Origin of the sequence: Reyranella sp. (assembly GCF_044224635.1) — a bacterium.
Taxonomy (GTDB): domain Bacteria; phylum Pseudomonadota; class Alphaproteobacteria; order Reyranellales; family Reyranellaceae; genus Reyranella.
In genome coordinates, this window is the sequence record NZ_JBGAKA010000015.1 from 1 (window position 1) to 22,139 (window position 22,139).

Genomic DNA, 22,139 nt, shown 5'->3' on the forward strand with positions numbered 1-22,139 from the left:
CGCGCCCCCAGCGGTCCGGAGGAACATGACCGACGCCGCCCTGACCCTGCAAAGCGAGGCCGACCGGAAGGCCATCGCGGCACTGCGGCGCAAGAATGCCGTGTGGCGGCGCATCCTGCGCGATCCGCCGGCGGCGGTGGCCGCCCTGTTCCTGCTGATCGTCGTGCTGGCGGCGGTCTTCGCCCCGTGGGTCGCTCCCTTCGATCCCTATGCCAACGCCATGCGGCTGCGCCTCTGCCCGCCAGGCGGCGAACGTTGCACGGCGTATCTGCTGGGTGCCGACAACCAGGGTCGCGACATGCTGAGTCGCATCATCTTCGGCCTGCGCGCGACACTCGGCATGGGCGTCCTGGCCGTCGCCGTCGGCGGCGGGCTCGGCGCCCTGATCGGCTTGAGCGCGGCCTACTTCAAGCGCCTCGACACGCCATTGATGCGGCTGGTCGACGTGCTGCTGTCCTTCCCCTCGATCCTCTTCGGGCTCGCCATCGCCGCCGTGATGGGAACCGGCCTGGTGTCGCTGGTGATCGCGCTCAGCGTCGCCGCCATCCCGTCAATCGCCCGCATAGCCCGCGGCGCCGCCCAATCGATCATGCAGCAGGAATACATGGAGGCCGGCCGCGCCGTCGGGCTGGGCGATGGCGCGCTGTTGTGGCGCTATCTGGCGCTCAACTGCTGGCCGACCATCCTGATCTACATGACCCTGCAGCTCGGCCAGGCGATCCTGCTCGGCGCCGCCCTGTCGTTCCTCGGCCTCGGCGCCCAGCCGCCGACGGCGGAGCTCGGCAGCATGGCCGCCGACGGCCGCAAGTTCCTGCAGATCGCGCCCTGGGTATCGACGCTGCCCTGCGCCGCGATCTTCCTCATCGTTCTCGCATTCAACGTCCTGGGAGACGCCTTGCGCGACGCCCTCGACCCCAAGCTCAGGCAATAGGAGGTGTGTGAATGACCAACCGGATGACACGTAGACGGGTGAGATGGGCGGCGGCGCTGCTCGCCGCGTCGGCGATCGGCACGATGGCGACGCCGGCCATGGCGCAGAAGACCGTGACCATAGTGCGTGAGATCGATACCGACCGCTACGATCCGCACAGATCGACGTCGCGATCTGGCGCCGAGGTCATGTACATGATCGGCGACACGATGGTGAACCTCGACTACGACATGAAGACGCTCAAGCCGGGCCTGGCGACGAGTTGGACGGTGTCGCCAGACGGCCTGACCTACGTCTTCAAGCTGCGCGACGACGTCACCTTCTGCAGCGGCAAGAAGATGACCGCCAAGGATGTCGTGACGACCTATGAACGCTGGGCCGATCCCGAGACCAAGGGCTTGGTAAAGTGGCGCATGGGCGACGTCGACAAGATCACGGCGCTCGACGACTACACGGTCGAGTACAAGCTCAAGAAGCCGTTTTCCGAGCTGCTCTACCAGATGACGCAGTACTTCCACACGATCCTCAACGTCGAGCAGGCGAAGCAGCTCGGCGCCGATTTCGGCATCAAGGGGATCGACGGCACGGGTCCGTTCTGCTTCGAGAGCTGGACGCCGCGCGATTCCACGGTGCTCAGCAAGCACAAAGGCTACAAGTGGGGGCCGCCGATCTACGACGCGACCGAAGCGCAAGTCGACAAGGTGATCTGGAAGGTCGTGCCCGAGGAGAATACGCGCGTGACCGCCCTGGAGGCCGGCCAGGCCGACGCCAGCCAGTACGTGCCCTACTGGTCGATCAAGCAGCTGATGGCCAACAAGTCGCTCTCGGTGACCAAGGCCGAGAACTACTTCTGGACCTATTTCATCGGCTTCAAGGTCGACAAGGAGCTGATGAACGACGTCCGCGTCCGCCGGGCGATGAATCTCGCGGTCGACCAGAAGGCGATCGCCGAAGCCGTCACCTTCGGCTTCGCCGAGCCGGCCTCGACCATGCTGATGCCCGGCGTGCTCGACTTCAATCCCAACGTCGATCGCGCGATCTACGGCGAGAACGTCAAGGAAGCCGAACGGTTGCTCGACGAGGCAGGCTGGAAGAAGGGCTCCGACGGCTTCCGCTACAAGGACGGCAAGAAGCTGGCGCCCATCGTCTACGGCATCAACGGCGCCTTCAAGGAGATCGCCGAAGCGGTGCAAGGCGACCTGCGCAAGGTCGGCATCGACCTGCAGATCCAGCTGTTCGATTCGACGGTCGCCTGGGGCAAGCTCGCGACGCAGGAGTTCGACGCCTTCGGCATGAGCTTCCCCTATGTCAGCGCCGGCGACGCCCTCAACCTCTACTTCCGCTCGGCCAATACGCCGACGCCCAATCGCATGAACTGGAAGGACAAGGAGACCGACGAGCTTCTCGACAAGGGCTCGACCGCCCTCGACCCGGCCGTGCGCAGCGCGGCCTATGCCGCCGTCCAGAAGAAGGTGCACGACGCCGCCGTTTGGATCCCGCTGTACCACGAGCCGCTGTTCGTCGTCGCCGGCCCCAAGCTCAAGCCGATCAAGGCGCACGGCAACTACGGCTGCGGCCTCTACAAGGGGCTGGGCATCGCGTTCAAGTAGGCCTCTTTCTTCCTCCCCAGCTTTTTGCTGGGGAGGTGTCCGCGTAATCGCGGACGGAGGGGTCATAGGCCTCAGTCTGAGGCTCATGACCCCTCCGTCGCCGTAAGACGGCGACACCTCCCCAGCAGAGCTGGGGAGGAGAATGATGACCGCCTCATCAACACGGGAAGACTCTCACCATGACAAGAACAACCAGAATCGCCGGGCTCGATCACGTCGTCGCCTGGGACGAGGCCGAGCAGCGCCATGTCTATCTCGACGACAGCGACCTCGTGTTCCGCGGCAACGAGGTGATCCATGTCGGGCCGGCCTACACCGGCCCGGTCGACGCCACGATCGAGGGCGCCGGGTTCATGGCGATCCCGGGCTTCGTCAACGTGCACAGCCATCCCTTCTCCGAGCCGGCCAACAAGGGCCTCACCGAGGAGTACGGCAGCGACAAGCTGGGCCAGAGCTCGCTCTACGAGTACCTGCCGGTGTTCGGCCTCGATCCCGAGGATGCAGGTCCGTCGACCATGGTGGCGATGTCGGAGCTGCTGAAGAGCGGCGTCACCACGATCTCCGACCTGTCGATGAGCCGCGATGGCTGGGTCGACGATCTCGCGGCGATCGGCATCCGCGCCGTCGTCTGCCCGATGATGCGGCAGGGCCACTGGTACACCAAGAACGGCCACACGGTGGAGTACGCGTGGGACGAGAAGGCCGGCGAGAAGGCCTTCGCGGCGGCGATGAAGACCATCGACGAGGCGATGAAGCATCCGAGCGGCCGCATCTCCGCCATGGTCGGCCCGTCGCAGATCGATACCTGCGGCGAAGGCTACTTCAAGGAGGCGCACCAGGAAGCCAGGCGGCGCAATATCCCGATGCAGACGCACGCCTGCCAGGCCGTCGTCGAGTTCTATGAGATGGTCCATCGCCACGGCAAGACGCCGATCGAATGGCTCGACTCGATCGGCGTGCTCGGACCCGACCTGGTGATCGGCCACGGCATCTTCCTGAACGACCACCCGCAGATCCACTATCCGCACACCAACGACTTCGAGAGGCTCCGGGACTCGGGCGCGGCCGTGGCGCACTGCCCGACCGTGTTCGCCCGCCGCGGCATGGTCCTGAACTCGATCGGCCGCTACATGAATGCCGGCATCACGGTCGGCATCGGCACCGACACCTTCCCGCACAACATGGTCGATGAGATCAGGCTCGCCTGCTACGTCGCCCGCGTGTTCACCAGCAACTACAAGATGGGCACGACGCGGCATGCCTTCGAGGCGGCGACCATTGGTGGCGCCAGGATCCTGCGCCGCCCCGACCTCGGGCGGCTTGCGCCGGGCAGCAAGGCGGACTTCTCCCTGGTCGACCTCGATCATCCCTACATGCAGCCGGCGCACGAGCCGGTACGCAGCCTGATCTACTCGGCGAGCGAGCGTGCCATCCGTCACGTCTATGTCGACGGCGTCCAGGTCGTGAAGGACGGCAAGGTGCTGACGGTCGATGTCGAGGCGGCGACCGCCGGCCTGATCGAGGGCCAGCGCAAGCGCCTGGCGACCGTCAGCAAGCGCGACTGGGCCGGCCGCACCGCCGAGCAGCTCGCCCCGCCGGTCTACGGCAAGAAGGACCGCCTGCCGCAGTCGAGGCCGGTGACGTGATGGATCAGGGCTGGGACACGGCCTCCTCATTTCCCTCCCCAGCAGAGCTGGGGAGGTGTCCGCGTCTTCGCGGACGGAGGGGTCATGGGTCATGAGACACGGCGGAACCCATGACTCATGACCCCTCCGTCGCCGTAAGACGGCGACACCTCCCCAGCGAAGCTGGGGAGGAAAAGATCAACGCATGACTCCCCTCCTCGAGATCCGCGACCTGCGCACCGAGTTCCGGTCCGGCGGCAGCGTGTTCGCCGCCGTCGACGGCGTGAGCTTCTCGCTGGCCGAGGGCGAGACCCTGGGCATCGTGGGCGAATCGGGTTGCGGCAAGTCGGTGACGTCGCTCTCCATCATGCGGCTGGTGCCGTCGCCGCCCGGCCGCATCGCGGCGGGCGAGATCAGGCTGCAGGGCCGCAATCTCCTCGATCTCCCGGAAAGCGACATGCGCGCCGTGCGCGGTGACACCGTGTCGATGATCTTCCAGGAGCCGATGACCAGCCTCAATCCGGTGCAGACGGTCGGCGAGCAGATCATCGAGGCCATCCGCCTGCATCGCCCGGTGGCGTCGGCAGAGGCGCGGGCGCGTGCGCTCGAGATGCTGAAGCTGGTGCGCATCCCCTCGCCCGAGACGAGGCTCGACGAGTATCCGCACCAGCTTTCCGGCGGCATGCGCCAGCGCGTGATGATCGCCATGGCGCTGGCCTGCGACCCCAAGATCCTGATCGCCGACGAGCCGACCACCGCGCTCGACGTCACCATCCAGGCCCAGATCCTCGACCTGCTGCGCGATCTGCGCGAGCGCACCGGAACGGCGATCATGCTGATCACCCACGACCTCGGCGTTGTCGCCGAGCTCGCTCATCGCGTGATCGTCATGTATGCCGGCCGCATCGTCGAGGAGGCGCCGGTCGACGCGCTGTTCGCCGATCCACAGCATCCCTATACGCTCGGGTTGCTGGGCTCGATCCCGCGGCTCGGCAGCGACGGCGACGAGCGGCTGACCGCGATCGAGGGCGTCGTGCCCAATCCCTTCGCTCTGCCACCAGGCTGTCGCTTCAGCCCGCGCTGTGCCCTGGCTGACGCCCGCTGCCGCAACGAAGTCCCCGCGTTGCGCGACCTCCGCCCCGGCCATCGCGCCGCCTGCTGGAAAGCGCCCATCGACGACGCCTTGGATGTCCGGGCCAAACCATGACCGCCCATCTCCTGTCCGTCGCCGACCTCGCCAAGCATTTCCCGGCCAGGCGCGGCGTCATCTTCCAGAGCATCGTCGGCACCGTCCGCGCCGTCGATGGCCTGAGCTTCCACGTGGCGCCGGGCGAGACGCTGGCGCTCGTGGGTGAATCGGGCTGCGGCAAGTCCACGACCGGGCGTCTGGTCCTGCGCCTCATCGAGGCGACCGCGGGAACGATCCAGTTCGCCGGCCGGGACGTTCGCGGCCTCGACCGCGGCGCGCTGCGCGAGCTTCGCCGCGACATGCAGATCATCTTTCAGGACCCCTTCGCCTCGCTCAATCCGCGCCTTTCGGTGGGCGACGCCCTCGCTGAACCCTTGCGCCTGCATGGCCTGGCGTCGGGGGCGACGCTGCGCCGGCGCATCGACGAGCTGCTCGGCGAGGTCGGTCTCTCGCCCTGGCACGCCCTGCGCTACCCGCACGAGTTCTCGGGCGGCCAGCGCCAGCGGATCGGCATTGCCCGCGCCCTCGCCTCGCGGCCGCGGCTGATCGTGTGCGACGAGCCGGTCTCGGCGCTCGACGTCTCCATCCAGGCGCAGGTAATCAATCTCCTTCAGGACCTCAAACGTCGTCTCGGCCTCGCCTACATCTTCATCGCCCACGATCTCGCCGTGGTGCGCCACATCAGCGATCGCGTCGCCGTCATGTATCTCGGCAAGATCGTCGAGCTCGGCCCCAAGCGCTCCCTGTTCGCGATGCCGCGCCATCCCTACACGCAGGCCCTCCTCTCGGCGGTGCCAGTTCCCGATCCGGCCGCCCAGCGCGCCCGAATCCGACTGGCCGGCGACGTGCCCAGCCCGCTCAATCCGCCGCCCGGTTGCCGCTTCCACACAAGGTGCAGTCACGCCCAGGAACGCTGCCGGACCGAGGAGCCCGCCCTGCGCCCCATCGGCACCTCGGGCCAGATCGTGGCCTGCCACTTCGCCGAAAGCATCACCGCTCCCACCCTCGTCTCCGAGGCGGAGCCACCCTATGCACGCCGCCTGGCGGCGCTGCGCAAGCTCGCGGCGGCTTGATTCGCCTTCCTCCCCAGCTTCGCTGGGGAGGAGGATCATGAATCACCCCGACAGCACGCCCGACGTTGTCGAGTATTCGAAGTGCAGCGGCGTCTCGGGATGGACCAGAGCGTAGGCCGAGCGTGCCGCAATAGCCGCTTCGGCGAAGCCGGTGAGGATGAGCTTGAGCTTGCCAGGATAGGTGACCACGTCGCCAATGGCTAAGATGCCGGGCCTGCTGGTTGCCGTCGTCGAAGCATCGACGGCGATCTGGTTCTGGTGGAGTGCCAGCTCCCACTCCGCGATCGGACCGAGCGACATCGACAGGCCGAAGAACGGCAAAAGCGCATCCGCTTCGACGCGCCTCTGCCCACCATCGAGCGTCGCTGCGACCACGGCCTCCAACTTGCCGCCGACACCTTCGAGGCCGTGCAATTGATAGGGAACGACCAGCTCGATCTTGCCCGCCTTGGCGAGTTCCTTCAGTCGCGCCTCGCTCTCGGGCGCTGCGCGAAACTTGTTGCGGCGGTGGATCACCGAGACATGCGCCGCGATCTCGGCCAGCGACAGCGCCCAGTCGACGGCGGTGTCGCCGCCACCTGCGATCACGATCCGCTTGCCGCGGAAACTCTCGCGCTGCGTCACGTAGTAGAAGACGCTCGTGCCTTCGTACGCCTCGATGCCGGGCAACGGTGGCCGGTTCGGGCCGAACGCGCCGACCCCCGCGGCGATGATCACCGCCTTCGCCCGCACGACGGTCCCCTTGGCGGTCGTCACCTGCCAAGAGCCGCCACTCAAGGGCTCGAGCGCCTGAACCTGCTCGCCGAGGTGATAGACCGGGCGAAACGGCGCAGCCTGCGCCTTGAGGCGAACGATTAGCTCGGCCGCGTCGATGCGTGGGAAGCCAGGAATGTCGTAGATCGGCTTCTCCGGATAGAGCGCCGTGCATTGGCCGCCAGCGTCGGCGAGCACGTCAATGACGTGACAGTGCAGCCGCACCATGCCGCATTCGAACACGGCGAACAGGCCGACCGGGCCGGCACCCACGATTACGACATCGGTCTGATGCGATTGTCCGCTGGTCATCGTTTCACTCCACCAGCCGGCGGAAGCTGAACACGTCGAGCTGATGAAGGACGAAGAAGCCGAGCCAAACGACGGCGGCGACTGCCGACGTGATGATCACCTTGCGCAGGAGTTCGGGCCGTTCCGGGGCGCCGTGGTCCTCGCCGCGGCCGGGCTTGTCGACGCGGCGCACGCCGAGCGGCAGGACGGCAAACAGCACGGTCCACCAGATCACGATGTAGACCATGAGGCCGGTCGCCCAGCTCATGGGCGGTACCTCAAACCTGCTCGAGCTCGATCAGCGTTCCGGTGAAGTCCTTGGGATGCAGGAACAGCACCGGCTTGTCGTGGGCGCCGATCTTGGGCTCGCCGTCGCCCAGCACGCGGGCGCCCTGCGACTTCAGCTTGTCCCGGGCGGCGTAGATGTCCTCGACCTCGTAGCAGACGTGATGAATACCGCCGTCGCTGTTTCGGGCCAGGAAATTGGCGATTGGCGACTTCTCGCCGAGCGGATGCAGCAGCTCGATCTTGGTGTTCGGCAGCTCGACGAAGACCACGGTCACGCCGTGCGCTGGCTGAGGCTTGGGCTCGCTCACCTTGGCGCCCATCACGTCGCGATAGAGATTGGCCGCCTTGGCAAGGTCGGGCACGGCGATGGCGATGTGGTTCAGGCGTCCGATCATGCGCTTTAGATGCGGACGATATGAACGTCCGTCAACGGCTTCTTGCCGAGGTGCGTGCGGACAACGCGCCGCACGACCGTGCGCACCGCCTGCTCCAGCCGCTCGTCATCGGCCCGGTCCGCCGCCTTGAGGTCGCCCAGCATCTCCTCGAGCCCGGCCACCACGGCCTTGCCGAGCACACCCTCCTCGTCCTCGAACCCGCGCAGCGTCACCTTGGGCGGCGCCATCGGTTGGCCCTTGCCGTCGACCACCAGGGTCGCCGCGGCCGCGCCATTCCACAGGAGCTTGCGCCGCTCGCGCAGCGACGCGCCGTCGATCGGCACCACCCCGTCGCCGTCGCGCGCCAGCCGCCCGGCCGGGACATGATCGACGATCTCGGCCGGTCCCGGCGCCAAGCGAACCAGCGTGCCGTTCGGCGCCACGATGGTCTCGGGAACCTGGCAAGCACGCGCCAGGCTGGCATGCTCCACCATGTGCCGCAGCTCGCCATGCACGGGGACCGCAATTTTCGGCCGGATCCACTGGTAGACCTGCACCAGCTCGTCGCGGGCCGGATGGCCCGAGACGTGCACGTTCACGTCGCTGTCGGTGACGATCTCGACGCCGCGCGCCAGCAGCGCGTTCTGCAGCCGGCCCACCGAGTGCTCGTTACCGGGGATGACACGCGAGGAGAAGACCGCCGTGTCGCCGGCTTCGAGAACGAGGTCGCGATGATCGCCCTTGGCGAGCTTGGCCATCGACGCGCGCGGCTCGCCCTGGCTGCCGGTGCAGATCAGCACGACCTTGTCGCGCGGCAGGAACCCTGCCTGGCTCTCCGGGATGCACGCCGGGAAGTCCAGCAGATAGCCGCATTCCTGGGCCGCCTCGACCATCCGCACCAGCGCCCGTCCCGACAGCACGGGATGCCGGTCAGCCGCCACCGCCGCCAGTGCAATGCTCTCGACGCGGGCCAGGTTGGAGGCGAAGCATGTCACCGCGACCCGGCACTTGGCAGCCTTGACCACCTTCTCGAGATTTGCACGCACCGTCGATTCGGAGCCCGCCTCGCCTTCGACGAAGACATTGGTGCTGTCGCACACCATGGCGAGGGCCCCCTCCTCGCCGATGCGCCGCAGCACCGCCTCGTCGGTCACGTCTCCCAGCAGCGGCTCGGGATCGATCTTCCAGTCGCCGGTATGGAACACGGTCCCGAGCGGCGTGCGGATCGCCAGCGCATTGGGCTCGAGGATCGAATGGGTCATGGTGATCAATTCGAGCTCGAAGGGCGGCAGGCTGAAACGGCCGCTCAGCGGGATCTCGGTGACCGGCACGGTTTCCACGAGGCCCGCCTCCGTCAGCTTGCGCTTCAGCACCGAGGCGGCGAACGGCGTCGCATAGACCGGGGCCCGCAGGCGCGGCCACAGATCGGCGACGGCACCGAGATGGTCCTCGTGTGCATGGGTCAGCACGATGCCGACCAGCTGGTCACGGCGTTCCTCGATGAAGGCCGGATCGGGCATCACCACCTCGATGCCCGGCATCGTCCCGTCGGCGAAGCCTATGCCGAGATCGATCATCAACCACTTGCCGGCGTGGCCGTAGAGGTTGAGGTTCATGCCGATCTCCCCGGCCCCCCCAAGGGCCAGGAACAACAGCTCGTCGTGGGATGGAACGGTCATGAGCGGTTGCGCCGCCAGATCTCCAGAAGGCCAAGCGACATCAGGTCCGGCTCAATCGCGTCGAACAGCCCGATCTCATCCTTGAACACCTCGGCCAGGCCACCGGTTGCGACGACTTTCATGGGTTCGCCATACTCGGCGCGGATACGCTTGATCAAGCTTTCGATCAACCCGACATAGCCCCAGAAGATGCCGGACTGCATGGCCGGCACGGTCGACTTGCCGATCACGTTCGCAGGCTTCTCCACCCGGATACGTGGCAGGCGCGCCGTCATCAGATAGAACGATTCGATCGTCAGCTCGACGCCGGGCGCCAGCACGCCGCCGACGAAATTGCCGTCCTTGTCGGCCATGTCAAAGGTCGTGGCGCTGCCGAAATCAATAGTGATCAGCGGACCGCCATGTTTCTTGAAGCCGGCGATCACGCCGACCAGCCGGTCGGCGCCGGCATCCTGCGGCCGGTCGATCAGGACCTTGATGCCGAGCTTGCAGTCAGGCTCGCCGACCACCAGCAGCTTTGTGTGAAAGTAAGTCTCACACAGGCGGCGCAGGTGCATGTTCACCGCCGGCACCACGCTCGCGAGGATCGCCCCCTTGATCGACCGGGGATCGAAGCCCTGCAGGTGCATCAGTTGGGTGAGCCAGGCGGCATACTCGTCGGCAGTGCGCTTGGCCTCGGTGCGCAACCGGAACTGCGACACGAGGTTGTCGCCGTCGAACACGGCGAACTTCGAGTTGGTGTTGCCGACATCGATGGCAAGCAGCATCCCTTGTCCCTCTCTCAGGCCGCCCGGCCCAGCAACTCGCCCGACACGATCCGCCGAGGGCCGTCGGCGGTGTCGAGCAACAGGGCCCCCTCCTGGTCGATGCCGGCAAAGCGGCCGCGCACCAGGCCGTCACCCAACTTCACGTCGACCTCGGCGCCGAGCGGACCGGCCTGGGCAAGCCACGCCTCGCGCACCCCAAAGAAGCCGTCGCGCCGCCAGTCGGCGAGGCGCCGAGCCAGCGCGGCCGCGAGCGTCTCGAGCGCGGTCTCGACCGTGCCGCCCAAGGCGGCGCCGGGATAGCGCATCTCCGGCAGTTGCGGTGCAAAGCCCACATTGACGCCGATGCCGGCCACGACGTACAGCACCCTCCCGCCGTTCGCCACCGCGCTCTCCAGGAGAATGCCAGCGATCTTGCCGCCGTCGACCAGCACATCGTTCGGCCATTTCACCCGCACCTGCCGACCGGGCGGCACCATGTCGGCGACGGCCAGGGCAGCAACGAATCCCAGCTCTGCCGCCTGCGCGGCGGCGCACTCCGGCCGCAGGATGGTCGAGCTGTAGAGATTGCCGATCGGCGAGGACCAGCGCCGGCCGCGCCGGCCGCGGCCACCGGTCTGCTCGCGCGACCACACGACGGTGCCTTCCGGCGCGCCGCAATCGGCGAGACGGGCGGCCTCGTCGTTGGTGCTGCCGACGGTCTCAAGGGCGACCAAAGTCCACCCGTCCGGCAGGACGGGCGGCGAGCTCACGGGAACAGGCCCTTGGCCGCTGCAGCGGCAACCAAGCTGAGCGGCTGCGGCGCCAGCGAGAACACCGCCACCAGCAGGGCGGCGGCCAGGGCGACGGCACGATTGACGCCGAACACCGGCCGGTCGAGCGCCTCGGCCGGTTCGTCGAAGTACATCACCTTGACAATGCGCATGTAGTAGTACGACGCAACCACGGAAGCCAGCACGCCGAGCACGGCGGCCACGTAGAGCTTGGCTTCGACGGCGGCGATGAAGATGTAGAGCTTGCCCCAGAAGCCGGCGAGCGGCGGGATGCCGGCCAGCGAGAACATGAAGATCAGCAGGGCGAACGCCATCATCGGCTGGTTGCGCGCCAGGCCGGAGAGATCGTCGATGTTCTCCACCATCACGTCCCGCCGCTTCATCATCAGGATGGTGGCGAAGACGCCCAGCGTCATGACCATGTAGATCGCGAGATAGAACACCACCGACTGGATGCCCTTCTCGCTGCCGCTCGCCAGCCCCAGCAGGATGTAGCCCACGTTGCCGATCGAGGAGTAGGCCATCAGGCGCTTGATGTTCTGCTGGCGCAGCGCGGCGAACGCTCCCAGCGCCATCGACAGCACCGAGGCGACGACGACGATCTGCTGCCACTGGGCAAACAGCGGCTTGAACGGCCCCATCAGGACCGAGACCATCAGCGACAGCGCGGCGATCTTGGGGGCAACGGCGAACAATGCCGTGACCGGCGTCGGCGCGCCCTCGTAGACGTCGGGCGTCCACATATGGAACGGCACCGCCGACACCTTGAAGGCGAGACCTGCGACCACGAACACCAGGCCGATCACGGTGCCGAGCTCGGCGCCTCGCCCGTCGAGCAAGGCGCGCGAAATCTGCACGAACGCCGTACCGCCGCAGAAGCCGTAGATCAGCGAGGCGCCGAACAGCAGCATCCCCGACGCGACCGAGCCCAGGACGAAATATTTCACGCCAGCCTCGGTCGAGCGGACCGTGTCGCGCTGAAAGGCGGCGACGACGTAGAGCGCCAGCGACTGCAGCTCGAGCCCGACATAGAGCGCCATCAGGTCGTTGGCCGAGATCATCAGCATCATGCCGAGCGTCGCCAGGGCGACCAGCAGCGGATACTCGAAGCGCCAAGCCTTCACCTGCTCGAAATAGGCGCGCGACATCAGGATGGCGATCGAGGCGCCGACCAGGACCAGCACCTTCATGGTCGCCGTCAGCCGGTCGACGATGAACAGCGAGGCAAAGGCCGTGCCCTCCCGGTAGGGCACGAACAGCAGCACCGCCGTCACCAGCAGGGCCGCCGACGTCGCCAGCGACACGAAGTTGGTGGCGACCTCGCCGCGCACCACGCCGTAGACCAGCAGCAGTGCCGTCGCCGCCGCCAGGAAGAGCTCGGGCCGGGCCAGCGTCCAGGATTCGAGACCGATGATCATGTCCGTCACTCCCGCCCGCTCACGGCGCCAGCGCCGCGGTGCGGGCGAGCTTGATTGCGTTCTGATAATCGGCAACCAGCTTGTCGACCGCCGGCGCCATCGGATCGAGGAAGGAGTTGGGATAGATACCCATCCACAGGGTCAGCAGGACCAGCGGCAGGAACACCGCGATCTCGCGCCGGTTCATGTCGAGGATGGCCTGCAGCGAGGACTTGGTAAGCTCGCCGAAGACGATCTTGCGGTAGAGCCACAGCGCATAGGCCGCGCCCAGGATCAGGCCGGTCGCCGCCAGCGCCGCCACCCAGGTGTTGACCTTGAAGGTGCCGAGCAGGACCAGGAACTCGCCGACGAAGCCTGACAGGCCGGGCAGGCCGACGCTGGCCAGGGTGAAGAACATGAAGGTGAAGGCATAGCGCGGCATGCGATGGACCAGGCCGCCATAGGCCGCGATCTCGCGCGTGTGCATGCGGTCGTAGACCACGCCGACGCAGAGGAACAGCGCGGCCGAGACGATGCCGTGGCTCAGCATCTGGAACAGCGAGCCCTGCACGCCCTGCATGTTGAGGACGAAGGCGCCGATCGTCACGAAGCCCATGTGCGCCACCGACGAGTAGGCGATCAGCTTCTTCATGTCCTCCTGAACCAGCGCCACCAGCGAGGTGTAGATCACCGCCACGATCGACAGGCCGAAGACCAGCGGGGCGAAATACTGAGTCGCCTCGGGCAGCAGCGGGATCGACAGACGCAGGAACCCGTAGCCGCCCATCTTCAGCAGCACGCCGGCCAGGATGACCGAGCCCGCGGTCGGCGCCTCGACGTGGGCGTCGGGCAGCCAGGTATGGACCGGCCACATCGGCACCTTTACGGCGAACGAGGCGAAGAAGGCGAGCCACAGCCAGCACTGCCAGATGAAGGGCAGCTCGAGCTTCTCCATCGCCGTCACGATGTCGGTCGTGCCGATCTGCCAGTAGATGGCAATGATGGCGAGCAGCATCAGCACCGAGCCGAGCAGCGTGTAGAGGAAGAACTTGAAGGCAGCATAGACGCGCCGCGGGCCGCCCCACACGCCGATGATCAGGAACATCGGGATCAGCACGCCTTCGAAGAAGATGTAGAATAGCGCCAGGTCGAGGGCGCAGAACATCCCCACCATGAAGGTCTCGAGCACCAGGAAGGCGACCATGTACTCCTTGACGCGGACATGGATGGCTTCCCAGCTCGCCAGGATGCAGATCGGCGTCAGCAGGGTCGACAGCAGGACGAAGAACAGCGAGATGCCGTCGATGCCCATGTGATAGCCGACATGCAGCGCCGGCACCCAGTCGGCCTTCTCCTCGAACTGGAAGCCCGCCTTGGTGACGTCGAAGCGCGCCCACAGCAGCAGCGAGATCAGGAACGTCACCAGCGACGTGACGATCGCGATGCTCTTGCAGTTGCGCTCGACGGCCTCCTTCGGGCCGTTCACTACAAGGCAGAACAGCGCCCCGACCAGGGGCAGGAAGGTGACCAGCGACAGGATCGGCCAGCTCGACATCGGGCCTTACCTCGCCGACAGCATGAAGTAGGTCACGAGGCCGGCCACGCCGACCAGCATCGCGAACGCATAATGATAGAGATAGCCGCTCTGGAAGCGGCTCAGCACGCCGGCCATGTCCTGGGCACGCGCAGCGATGTTGTCCGGCCCCAGCCCGTTGATCGTGGCCTCGTCGCCCTTCTTCCAGAAAGCCTGGCCGAGGCGCAGCGCCGGCCTGACGAACATCGCGTCGTAGAGCTCGTCGAAGTACCACTTGTTGTAGAACAAGTCGTAGAGACCCGGGAAACGCTTCGCCGTCAGCGCCGGCAGCTCGGTGCGGACGATGTAGTAGTAGTAGCTGAGCGCAATGCCCGAGAGCGCGAAGACCAGCGGTGCGAGCTTCACCCACAGCGGCACCTCGTGAGCGTGGTGCAGCACTTCCTCGGTCGACTTCACAGCGATCGACGCGGTTCCCCAGAAGTGCTTCCAGTCGTGGCCGACGAACCAGTCGTAGGCCACCAGGCCAGACAGCGCCGCACCGATACCCAGCACGTAGAGCGGGATCAGCATGACCGCCGGCGATTCGTGGGCGTGGTCCCAGGTGTGATGGTCGCCGCGATACTTGCCGTAGAAGGTCATGAACATCAGGCGGGTCGAGTAGAACGCCGTCATGAAGGCGGCGATCGTGCCCAGCCAGAAGGCGATCATGCCGACCACCGAATGCGCCCCGTAGGCCGATTCGAGCATGATGTCCTTGGAGTAGAAGCCGGCGAAGCCGATGCCGTTGCCCAGGAGAAACGGCACGCCAATGCCCGACAGCGCGAGCGTGCCGACCCACATGAGATAGAAGGTCTGCGGCGCCTTCTCCTTGACGCCGCCCATCTTGCGCATGTCCTGCTCGTGATGCAGGCAGTTGATGACCGAGCCCGAGCCGAGGAACAGCAGCGCCTTGAAAAAGGCGTGGGTCGTGAGATGGAACATCGCCGCCGAGTACGAGCCGACGCCGGCAGCGAAGAACATGTAGCCGAGCTGGCTGCAGGTCGAATAGGCGACCACGCGCTTGATGTCGAACTGGGTCAGGCCGACAGTCGCGGCGAAGAACGCCGTGGCCGCGCCGACCAGGGTGACGACCTGCAGCGCGATCGGTGCCAGCTCGAAGATCGGCGACAGGCGGCAGACCATGAACACGCCCGCCGTCACCATGGTCGCGGCATGGATCAGGGCCGACACCGGGGTCGGGCCCTCCATAGCGTCGGGCAGCCAGGTGTGCAGGCCGAGCTGGGCCGACTTGCCCATGGCGCCGACGAACAGCAGCAGGCAGGCGGTCTCGAGCGCCGGCAGGTCCATGCCGAGGAAATGGATACGCGCCTGGGCCATCTCCGGACCCTTGGCGAAGACATCGGCAAAGTTCACCGAGCCGCTCAGCATCCACACCGCGAAGATGCCGAGCGCAAAGCCGAAATCGCCGACCCGGTTGACGATGAACGCCTTCATCGCCGCGTCGTTGGCCGACTTCTTGTCGTACCAGAAGCCGATCAGCAGATACGAAGCGAGGCCGACCCCCTCCCAGCCGAAGAACAGCTGCACCAGGTTGTCCGACGTCACCAGCATCAGCATGAAGAAGGTGAACAGGCTGAGGTAGGCCATGAAGCGCGGGATGCTGGGATCCTCGGCCATGTAGCCCACCGAGTAGACATGGACCATCGACGACACGCCGGTGACGACGATCAGCATGACCGCGGTCAGGGTATCGACGCGGAGCGACCAGGTGACTGCCAGGGTCCCCGAGTCCATCCAGGAGAACAGCTTGACGACGACCAGCTTGGCATTCTCGGGACCAAAGCCGATGCGGATGAAGACGAAGATCGAGAGGGCGGCGGCAATGAGCAGCGCCGCGCAGGTCACGAACTGGGCCGGCCGGTCGCCGATGACGCGACAGAACAGTCCGGCGATGGCCGCCGCCAGCAGCGGCAGCAGGACGATCAGCTTGATGGCGAGATCCATGGCTGCGCGCCCCTAGCCCTTCATCGCGTTGATGTCTTCGACTTCGATCGTTCCGCGGTTGCGGAAATAGACCACCAGGATGGCAAGCCCGATGGCCGCCTCCGCGGCCGCCACGGTCAGGACCAGCATGGCGAAGACCTGGCCAACGATGTTGCCCTGGAAGATCGAGAAGGCCACCAGGTTGATGTTCACCGCGAGCAGCATCAGCTCGACGCACATCAGGATGACGATGACGTTCTTGCGGTTCAGGAAGATGCCCAGGATGCCGAGGGTGAACAGCACCGCGGCAACGAAGAGGTAGTGGCCGAGCCCGATGGTCATCACACGCCCTCCCGCGTCGGCACCTTGACCACGGTGATGGTCTGGTCCTTGGGGCGATAAAGCTGCTCGTCGATGCGCTGGCGCCGCACGCCCGGCCGGCTGCGCAGGGTGAGCACGATGGCGCCGATCATGGCTACCAGCAGCACCACGCCGGCTGCCTGGAAGAGATAGAAATACTGGGTATAGAGCACCCGGCCGATCGCCCTTGTGTTGTCGATCGTGCCGATCTGGGGCCCCGCCTTGCTGAGCCCCGCCATGGCCATCGAATCGCTGCCCAGCACGCCGATCCCGAACAGGATCTCCAGAAACAGCACCAGGCCGATCAGCGCGCCGACCGGCAGATACTTCAGGAAGCCTTCGCGCAGCTGCGTCAGGTTGATGTCGAGCATCATCACGACGAACAGGAACAGCACGGCCACCGCGCCGACATAGACGATCACCAGGATCATGGCGATGAACTCGGCGCCGATCAGGATGAACAGCGCCGCGGCATTGAAGAAGGCCAGGATCAGGAACAGGACCGAATAGACCGGATTGCGCGATACGACGACCATGGTCGCCGACGTCATGACGACGAACGCAAAGACGTAGAAGGCCAAAGCCTGGAGCAGCATGTTCTCCCCCTACCGCCCCGGCTCAGCGATACGCTGCGTCAGACTTGAGATTGGCTGCGATCACCGGCTCCCAGCGGTCGCCGTTCGCGAGCAGCTTCTCCTTGTTGTACATCAGCTCCTCGCGGTTCTCGGTCGAGAACTCGAAATTCGGGCCTTCGACGATGGCATCGACCGGGCAGGCCTCCTGGCAGAAGCCGCAGTAGATGCATTTCGTCATGTCGATGTCGTAGCGAGTCGTGCGCCGGCTGCCGTCGTCGCGCGGCTCGGCCTCGATGGTGATGGCCTGGGCCGGGCAGATCGCCTCGCAGAGCTTGCAGGCGATGCAGCGTTCCTCGCCATTGGGATAGCGGCGCAGCGCATGCTCGCCGCGGAAGCGCGGGCTGAGCGGTCCCTTCTCGTAGGGATAGTTCACCGTCACCTTAGGCTTGAACATGTATTTCAAGGTGAGGACGAAGCCCGTCACCAGCTCGGAGAGCAGGAACGAGCGTGCGGTGCGGTCGAGAGAGGCCATGATGCGATCTCCCTAGAGTTTCGGAACCCAGCCGCCGAACTGCAGGACAGCGGCGGTGAGGACGACCCAGCCCAGCGACACGGGCAGGAAGACCTTCCAGCCCAGCCGCATCAGCTGGTCGTAGCGGTAGCGGGGCAGCGTTCCCTTGGTCCAGCTGAACACGAACAGCAGGAACGCGATCTTGAGGGCGAACCAGACGAGGCCCGGGATCCAGGTGAAGGGCGCGAACGGTATCGGCGACATCCAGCCGCCCAGGAACAGCACCGCGCCCAGCGCCGACAGCAGGATCATGTTGGCGTATTCGCCCAGGAAGAACAGGGCGAAGGGCATCGACGAATATTCGGTCTGGAAACCCTGGACCAGCTCGGCCTCCGACATCGGCAGGTCGAAAGGCGTGCGGTTGGTTTCCGCCAGCGCCGACACGAAGAAGATGACGAACATCGGCAGCAGCGGCAGCCAGAACCAGTTCCAGAACCAGCCCGACTGCGCCATCACCACCTTCGAAAGATTGAGCGAACCGACGCAGAGCAGGACGGTGATCAGCACGAAGCCGATCGAGACCTCGTAAGACACCATCTGGGCCGCCGACCGCAACGCCCCCAGGAAGGCATACTTCGAGTTCGACGCCCAGCCGGCGATGATGACGCCGTAAACGCCCAGCGAGGAGATGGCGAACAGGTACAGGATGCCGACATTGATGTCGGCGATGACCCAGCCGTCGTCGAACGGCACCACCGCCCAGGCGATCAAGGCCGTGATGAAGGTGATCATCGGCGCCACGAGGAACAGCACGGTGTTGGCGCTCGACGGGACGATGGTTTCCTTCAGCACCAGCTTCAGACCGTCGGCCATGGGCTGCAGCAGCCCGAATGGGCCGACCACATTGGGGCCCCGGCGCAGCTGGATCGACGCCCAGATCTTGCGATCGGCGTAGGTCATGTAGGCCACGGCCAGCAGGAGCGGCACGGTGACCAACAGGCACTCGGCCAGGATCACGATCGCCTGGCCCAGCCAGTTAGTGGTGAAGAAATGGATCAGGTCGGCGCTCATGCCCTACTCCGCCGCCGCCAGGAGCTGGGCGCGCGAGGCCGTGCATTCGGCCATCGTCCGCGACACCCGGCTGATCGGGCAGGTCATGTAGAAATTCGCGATCGGCGAGACGAACGGCGCATCGGAAAGGCTGCCCGCCTTGCCGAAGTCGCCCCACGCCCCAGCCGCCTGCTGATCGACGTCGGCAAAGCTCTTGTTGACGGCGGCCAGCCGGGCGCGCACCTGATCGAGCGAATCGTACGGCAACTTTTTACCGAGGCGCTCCGACAGGGCACGCAGGATCGCCCAATCCTCGCGCGCCTCGCCCGGCGGGTAGCCGGCGCGGAAAGCACGCTGCACACGGCCTTCGGTGTTGACGTAGGTCGCAGGCTTCTCGGTGTAGGCTGCCCCCGGCAGGATCACGTCGGCACGCTGCGCGCCGGCATCGCCGTGATGGCCCTGATAGACCACGAACGCCTTGCCGAGCCGCCTGGTGTCGATCTCGTCGGCCGCCAGGAGATAGACGAAGTCGATCTCCTTCTTCTCGCAGCCGCCCAGGATACCGGCCACATCGCGGCCCTCGGGCCCCGGCACCAGGCCGAGATCGAGGCCGCCCACGCGCGCCGCAGCCGTGTGGAGCACGGCGAAGCCGTTCCAATCGGCCCGCACGGCGCCCAGCTTGTCGGCGAGCTCGCGGGCCAGCGCCAGCACGGCGGCGCCGTCGTCGCGCGCCAGTGCGCCCATGCCGACGACGATCAGCGGGTGCTTGGCCGCCTTGAGCTTGTCCGAGAAGCTCGACTTGCCGTCGACGAGGTCGCGCAGGCTTGCCGGGCCAGCGCCCAGCCGTTCGACCGGATAGGTGAGATCCGAAACCGGGCCGACGCTGCCGATGGCACATTGGCCGTGCAAGTAGCGCTTGCGGATGCGGGCGTTCAGCACCGGCGATTCGCGCCGCGGGTCCGTGCCGATCAGCAGGATGGCGTCGGCTTGGTCGATGCCGCGGACGCCGGCGTTGAAGATGTAGCTGCCGCGCACGCCCGCCTCGAGCTTCGCACCATCCTGACGGCAGTCGATATTGGGCGAGCCCAGGGCCGCCATCAGGTCCTTGAGGACAACCATCGATTCGGCGTCGCACTGATCGCCGGCGATCGCCGCGATCCGCGATCCGTCGAGGCCTTCGAGCCTGGCTGCGATGGCGCCGAACGCATCGGCCCAGGTCGCTTCCACCAGCTTGTTGCCGCGCCGCAGGTACGGCCGGTCGAGGCGTTGATAGCGCAGCCCGTCGATCGCGTGCCGCGTCTTGTCGGAGATCCACTCCTCGTTCACATCGTCGTTCAGCCGCGGCAGGACACGCATGACCTGCGCGCCGCGCGTATCGATACGGATGTTGCTGCCCAGCGCATCGAGGACGTCGATCGATTCGGTCTTGGTGAGCTCCCACGAGCGCGCCTCGAAGGCGTAGGGCTTGGAGGTGAGCGCGCCGACCGGGCAAAGGTCGACCAGGTTGCCGGACAGCTCGGTGCTCAGCGCATGCTCGACGTAGGTCGTCACCTCCATGCTTTCGCCGCGGCCCGTCGCGCCCAGCTCTTCGACGCCCGCCACCTCGGTGGCGAAGCGGATGCAGCGCGTGCAATGGATGCAGCGGTTCATCGACGTCTTGACCAGCGGACCCAGTTCCTTGTCGGGCACGGCGCGCTTGTTCTCGTGGAAGCGGCTACGGTCGAAGCCGTAGCCCATCGCCTGGTCCTGCAGATCGCACTCGCCGCCCTGGTCGCAGATCGGGCAGTCGAGCGGATGGTTGATCAGCAGGAACTCCATCACACCCTTGCGCGCCTTCTGCACCATCGGCGTCGTGGTGAAGATCTCCTGCTTGTCGGCGACCGGCAGCGCACAGCTCGCCTGCGGCTTGGGCGGGCCGGGCTTCACCTCGACCAGGCACATGCGGCAATTGCCGGCGATCGAGAGGCGCTCGTGGTAGCAGAAACGCGGCACTTCGAGGCCGGCCAGCTCGCAGGCCTGCAGGATGGTGATGCCAGCCGGCACCTCCATCTCGACGCCGTCGATCTTGATCTTGGGCATTGACTGCTCCCTGCCCTACTCGGCTGCCAGCTTTTCGGTGCGCGCGCGGATACGGCGCTCCATCTCGGGCCGGAAATGCCGGATCAACCCCTGGATCGGCCACGCCGCGGCGTCCCCCAACGCACAGATCGTGTGGCCTTCGACCTGCCTGGTGACGTCCTCCAGCGCGTCGATCTCGTCGAGGCGCGCATTGCCCGTCACCATGCGTTCCATGACGCGCCACATCCAGCCGGTGCCTTCGCGGCACGGCGTGCACTGGCCGCAGCTCTCGTGCTTGTAGAACTGGCTGAGCCGGGCGATCGCCTTCACGACATCGGTCGACTTGTCCATGACGATGACGGCTGCCGTGCCGAGACCCGACCTCTGGTCGCGCAGCGAGTCGAAATCCATCAGGACGGTGTCGCAGATCGACTTGGGCAGCAGCGGCACCGACGCCCCGCCAGGGATCACCGCCAGCAGATTGTCCCAGCCGCCGCGCACGCCGCCGCAATGCCGATCGATCAGCTCGCGCAGCGGGATGCCCATCTCCTCTTCGACATTGCAGGGCTTGTTCACGTGCCCCGAGATGCAGAACAGCTTGGTGCCGGTGTTGTTCGGCCGGCCGATCCCCGCGAACCACGGCGCGCCGCGGCGCAGGATGGTGGGCGCGACGGCGATCGATTCGACGTTGTTCACCGTCGACGGGCAGCCATAGAGGCCGGCGCCGGCCGGAAACGGCGGCTTCAGCCGCGGCATGCCCTTCTTGCCCTCGAGGCTTTCGAGCAGCGCCGTCTCCTCGCCACAGATATAGGCGCCGGCGCCGCGATGGACGTAGAGATCGAAATCCCAGCCCGAGCCGCAGGCGTTCTTGCCGAGCAGGCCTGCGTCATAGGCCTCGCGGATCGCCGCCATCAGATGCTGGGCTTCGTTGTAGAACTCGCCGCGCACGTAGATGTAGCCGGCATTGGCGCGCATCGCGAAGCCCGCGATCAGGCAACCTTCGACGAGAAGGTGCGGATCGTGCCGCATGATGTCGCGATCCTTGCACGTGCCCGGCTCGGACTCGTCGGCATTGACGATGAGATAGTGCGGCCGGTCCTTGACCTCCTTGGGCATGAAGGACCATTTCAGGCCGGTCGGGAAGCCGGCGCCGCCGCGGCCGCGCAGGCCGGACTTCTTCATCTCCTCGATGATGGCGTCATGGCCGCGCTCGATCAGCGCCTTGGTGCCGTCCCAGGCGCCGCGCTTGCGCGCGCCGTCGAGCCGCCAGTCGTGATAGCCGTAGAGATTGGTGAAGATGCGGTCCTTGTCGGCAAGCATC

At 66.2% G+C, this 22,139-nt stretch carries 20 protein-coding genes; 5 read left to right on the plus strand and 15 right to left on the minus strand.

Going from position 1 to position 22,139, the window contains the following annotated elements; genetic code table 11:
* Window positions 1–25: 25 nt before the first annotated feature.
* From ACILR9_RS15165 to ACILR9_RS15185, 5 genes are all read left to right on the plus strand, one after another.
* Entirely contained in the window at window positions 26–931 is a 906-nt protein-coding gene (locus ACILR9_RS15165; protein WP_395710780.1) for an ABC transporter permease, read from the plus strand.
* An 11-nt stretch (window positions 932–942) separates the two neighbouring features.
* Window positions 943–2,541, plus strand: a complete 1,599-nt coding sequence (locus ACILR9_RS15170; RefSeq protein WP_395710781.1) for an ABC transporter substrate-binding protein — start codon at window positions 943–945, stop codon at window positions 2,539–2,541.
* Window positions 2,542–2,720: 179 nt separating this feature from the next.
* Entirely contained in the window at window positions 2,721–4,187 is a 1,467-nt protein-coding gene (locus ACILR9_RS15175; protein WP_395710782.1) for an amidohydrolase family protein, read from the plus strand.
* Window positions 4,188–4,371: 184 nt separating this feature from the next.
* Window positions 4,372–5,373, plus strand: coding sequence for an ABC transporter ATP-binding protein (locus ACILR9_RS15180; protein WP_395710783.1), 1,002 nt, complete (start codon window positions 4,372–4,374; stop codon window positions 5,371–5,373).
* Window positions 5,370–6,428, plus strand: coding sequence for an ABC transporter ATP-binding protein (locus ACILR9_RS15185; RefSeq protein WP_395710784.1), 1,059 nt, complete (start codon window positions 5,370–5,372; stop codon window positions 6,426–6,428). Before ACILR9_RS15180 ends, ACILR9_RS15185 begins: the two co-directional genes overlap by 4 nt.
* A 42-nt stretch (window positions 6,429–6,470) precedes the next feature.
* Here the strand turns inward: ACILR9_RS15185 and ACILR9_RS15190 are convergent, their stop codons facing one another.
* From ACILR9_RS15190 to nuoF, 15 genes are read right to left on the minus strand one after another with little or no spacing between them, the layout of a single operon-like run.
* Entirely contained in the window at window positions 6,471–7,493 is a 1,023-nt protein-coding gene (locus tag ACILR9_RS15190; RefSeq protein WP_395710785.1) for an NAD(P)/FAD-dependent oxidoreductase, read from the minus strand.
* A gap of 4 nt (window positions 7,494–7,497) precedes the next feature.
* Window positions 7,498–7,740: a DUF1467 family protein gene (locus ACILR9_RS15195; protein ID WP_395710786.1), complete on the minus strand. Its 243-nt coding sequence runs from the start codon at window positions 7,738–7,740 to the stop codon at window positions 7,498–7,500.
* A gap of 10 nt (window positions 7,741–7,750) precedes the next feature.
* A complete protein-coding gene (gene mce / locus ACILR9_RS15200) occupies window positions 7,751–8,155 on the minus strand; it encodes a methylmalonyl-CoA epimerase (protein ID WP_395710787.1) in 405 nt (134 codons plus the stop codon).
* A gap of 5 nt (window positions 8,156–8,160) precedes the next feature.
* Window positions 8,161–9,813 carry a ribonuclease J gene (locus tag ACILR9_RS15205; RefSeq protein WP_395710788.1) on the minus strand — a complete coding sequence of 551 codons (1,653 nt, stop codon included), beginning with the start codon at window positions 9,811–9,813 and terminating at the stop codon, window positions 8,161–8,163.
* Window positions 9,810–10,580 (minus strand): type III pantothenate kinase, encoded by a 771-nt coding sequence (locus ACILR9_RS15210; RefSeq protein WP_395710789.1) that lies wholly within the window; start codon window positions 10,578–10,580, stop codon window positions 9,810–9,812. The genes ACILR9_RS15205 and ACILR9_RS15210 overlap by 4 nt, the downstream gene beginning before the upstream one ends.
* A 14-nt stretch (window positions 10,581–10,594) precedes the next feature.
* Window positions 10,595–11,329: a biotin--[acetyl-CoA-carboxylase] ligase gene (locus ACILR9_RS15215; protein WP_395710790.1), complete on the minus strand. Its 735-nt coding sequence runs from the start codon at window positions 11,327–11,329 to the stop codon at window positions 10,595–10,597.
* Complete coding sequence (gene nuoN / locus ACILR9_RS15220; RefSeq protein WP_395710791.1) at window positions 11,326–12,768, minus strand: NADH-quinone oxidoreductase subunit NuoN; 1,443 nt, start codon at window positions 12,766–12,768, stop codon at window positions 11,326–11,328. The genes ACILR9_RS15215 and nuoN overlap by 4 nt, the downstream gene beginning before the upstream one ends.
* Before the next feature lie 19 nt (window positions 12,769–12,787).
* Window positions 12,788–14,302, minus strand: a complete 1,515-nt coding sequence (locus tag ACILR9_RS15225) for an NADH-quinone oxidoreductase subunit M (protein WP_395710792.1) — start codon at window positions 14,300–14,302, stop codon at window positions 12,788–12,790.
* A 6-nt stretch (window positions 14,303–14,308) separates the two neighbouring features.
* Window positions 14,309–16,285 carry an NADH-quinone oxidoreductase subunit L gene (nuoL, locus tag ACILR9_RS15230; protein WP_395710793.1) on the minus strand — a complete coding sequence of 659 codons (1,977 nt, stop codon included), beginning with the start codon at window positions 16,283–16,285 and terminating at the stop codon, window positions 14,309–14,311.
* A gap of 12 nt (window positions 16,286–16,297) precedes the next feature.
* Window positions 16,298–16,606, minus strand: coding sequence for an NADH-quinone oxidoreductase subunit NuoK (gene nuoK, locus ACILR9_RS15235; RefSeq protein ID WP_395710794.1), 309 nt, complete (start codon window positions 16,604–16,606; stop codon window positions 16,298–16,300).
* A complete protein-coding gene (locus tag ACILR9_RS15240) occupies window positions 16,606–17,220 on the minus strand; it encodes an NADH-quinone oxidoreductase subunit J (RefSeq protein ID WP_395710795.1) in 615 nt (204 codons plus the stop codon). Before ACILR9_RS15240 ends, nuoK begins: the two co-directional genes overlap by 1 nt.
* Window positions 17,221–17,242: 22 nt before the next feature.
* Window positions 17,243–17,731, minus strand: coding sequence for an NADH-quinone oxidoreductase subunit NuoI (gene nuoI / locus ACILR9_RS15245; RefSeq protein WP_395710796.1), 489 nt, complete (start codon window positions 17,729–17,731; stop codon window positions 17,243–17,245).
* A 12-nt stretch (window positions 17,732–17,743) separates the two neighbouring features.
* Window positions 17,744–18,769 (minus strand): NADH-quinone oxidoreductase subunit NuoH, encoded by a 1,026-nt coding sequence (gene nuoH / locus ACILR9_RS15250; RefSeq protein WP_395710909.1) that lies wholly within the window; start codon window positions 18,767–18,769, stop codon window positions 17,744–17,746.
* Window positions 18,770–18,784: 15 nt separating this feature from the next.
* Window positions 18,785–20,839, minus strand: a complete 2,055-nt coding sequence (nuoG, locus tag ACILR9_RS15255; RefSeq protein WP_395710797.1) for an NADH-quinone oxidoreductase subunit NuoG — start codon at window positions 20,837–20,839, stop codon at window positions 18,785–18,787.
* A 15-nt stretch (window positions 20,840–20,854) separates the two neighbouring features.
* Window positions 20,855–22,138: an NADH-quinone oxidoreductase subunit NuoF gene (gene nuoF, locus ACILR9_RS15260; protein ID WP_395710798.1), complete on the minus strand. Its 1,284-nt coding sequence runs from the start codon at window positions 22,136–22,138 to the stop codon at window positions 20,855–20,857.
* Window position 22,139: the final 1 nt, after the last annotated feature.

Excerpts from the sequence above, each read along its gene's own strand:
- ACILR9_RS15165 (WP_395710780.1), top strand. The coding sequence starts at position 26 with ATGACCGACGCCGCCCTGACCCTGCAAAGCGAGGCCGACCGGAAGGCC.
- ACILR9_RS15170 (WP_395710781.1), top strand. The coding sequence starts at position 943 with ATGACCAACCGGATGACACGTAGACGGGTGAGATGGGCGGCGGCGCTG.
- ACILR9_RS15175 (WP_395710782.1), top strand. The coding sequence starts at position 2,721 with ATGACAAGAACAACCAGAATCGCCGGGCTCGATCACGTCGTCGCCTGG.
- ACILR9_RS15180 (WP_395710783.1), top strand. The coding sequence starts at position 4,372 with ATGACTCCCCTCCTCGAGATCCGCGACCTGCGCACCGAGTTCCGGTCC.
- ACILR9_RS15185 (WP_395710784.1), top strand. The coding sequence starts at position 5,370 with ATGACCGCCCATCTCCTGTCCGTCGCCGACCTCGCCAAGCATTTCCCG.
- ACILR9_RS15190 (WP_395710785.1), bottom strand. The coding sequence starts at position 7,493 with ATGACCAGCGGACAATCGCATCAGACCGATGTCGTAATCGTGGGTGCC.
- ACILR9_RS15195 (WP_395710786.1), bottom strand. The coding sequence starts at position 7,740 with ATGAGCTGGGCGACCGGCCTCATGGTCTACATCGTGATCTGGTGGACC.
- mce (WP_395710787.1), bottom strand. The coding sequence starts at position 8,155 with ATGATCGGACGCCTGAACCACATCGCCATCGCCGTGCCCGACCTTGCC.
- ACILR9_RS15205 (WP_395710788.1), bottom strand. The coding sequence starts at position 9,813 with ATGACCGTTCCATCCCACGACGAGCTGTTGTTCCTGGCCCTTGGGGGG.
- ACILR9_RS15210 (WP_395710789.1), bottom strand. The coding sequence starts at position 10,580 with ATGCTGCTTGCCATCGATGTCGGCAACACCAACTCGAAGTTCGCCGTG.
- nuoN (WP_395710791.1), bottom strand. The coding sequence starts at position 12,768 with ATGATCATCGGTCTCGAATCCTGGACGCTGGCCCGGCCCGAGCTCTTC.
- ACILR9_RS15225 (WP_395710792.1), bottom strand. The coding sequence starts at position 14,302 with ATGTCGAGCTGGCCGATCCTGTCGCTGGTCACCTTCCTGCCCCTGGTC.
- nuoL (WP_395710793.1), bottom strand. The coding sequence starts at position 16,285 with ATGGATCTCGCCATCAAGCTGATCGTCCTGCTGCCGCTGCTGGCGGCG.
- nuoK (WP_395710794.1), bottom strand. The coding sequence starts at position 16,606 with ATGACCATCGGGCTCGGCCACTACCTCTTCGTTGCCGCGGTGCTGTTC.
- ACILR9_RS15240 (WP_395710795.1), bottom strand. The coding sequence starts at position 17,220 with ATGCTGCTCCAGGCTTTGGCCTTCTACGTCTTTGCGTTCGTCGTCATG.
- nuoI (WP_395710796.1), bottom strand. The coding sequence starts at position 17,731 with ATGGCCTCTCTCGACCGCACCGCACGCTCGTTCCTGCTCTCCGAGCTG.
- nuoG (WP_395710797.1), bottom strand. The coding sequence starts at position 20,839 with ATGCCCAAGATCAAGATCGACGGCGTCGAGATGGAGGTGCCGGCTGGC.
- nuoF (WP_395710798.1), bottom strand. The coding sequence starts at position 22,138 with ATGCTTGCCGACAAGGACCGCATCTTCACCAATCTCTACGGCTATCAC.